This is a genomic window from Proteus hauseri (assembly GCF_040139125.1).
Taxonomy (GTDB): domain Bacteria; phylum Pseudomonadota; class Gammaproteobacteria; order Enterobacterales; family Enterobacteriaceae; genus Proteus; species Proteus hauseri_B.
On record NZ_JBEEUB010000037.1, the window covers coordinates 1 to 511 of the forward strand.

Consider the following 511-nt stretch of genomic DNA (forward strand, 5'->3'; position numbering starts at 1 on the left):
TTCTTTATCGAAACGGTAGCTAAAGTTTTCTTGGCGCGGAGCAACCACTAAAATGGTGCTGATCGTGGCAGATGTGGTGGCGGTTGCTGATTTTTTATTTTGGGTTGATCCATCTTCAGTCACCGGATCGTCACGCCACACTAAGCGGTAATAACGCTCTTGATTATCAGCTGGGCCTTTATAGAAGATCTTAAAGCTCTCTTTAGTCTTTCCGGGCAGAATTAAATTGGCAGGGGAAGAGAGAATTTCGTTATTGCTCATCGGAATAACTTGACCATTTTCTAATGGCGAAGAGATACGCTCAATGGATAAGCCAACCAGTCGAGCTTGATCAACGTTATTTTCAATTTCTTTCGCGAGAATAGTTTGGTCTGAGCTCATCATTTCAGTGATGGGACCAACATGAATAGCTGCTGCGAAATGACTATAAAAAAACAAAGGACTCAAACAGGCTAATATTATTTTTTTCATCACGAATCCTTTAGGGAGAGCGAATGATCCGCTCATCCCT

The 511-nt window shown here is 42.1% G+C and carries 1 protein-coding gene; it reads right to left on the reverse strand.

What is annotated here, in order from left to right; genetic code table 11:
- The coding region (locus ABN099_RS19105; RefSeq protein ID WP_349465936.1) for a hypothetical protein at window positions 1-471 on the reverse strand (471 nt) is incomplete at its 3' end.
- Between the last annotated feature and the right edge of the window lie 40 nt (window positions 472-511).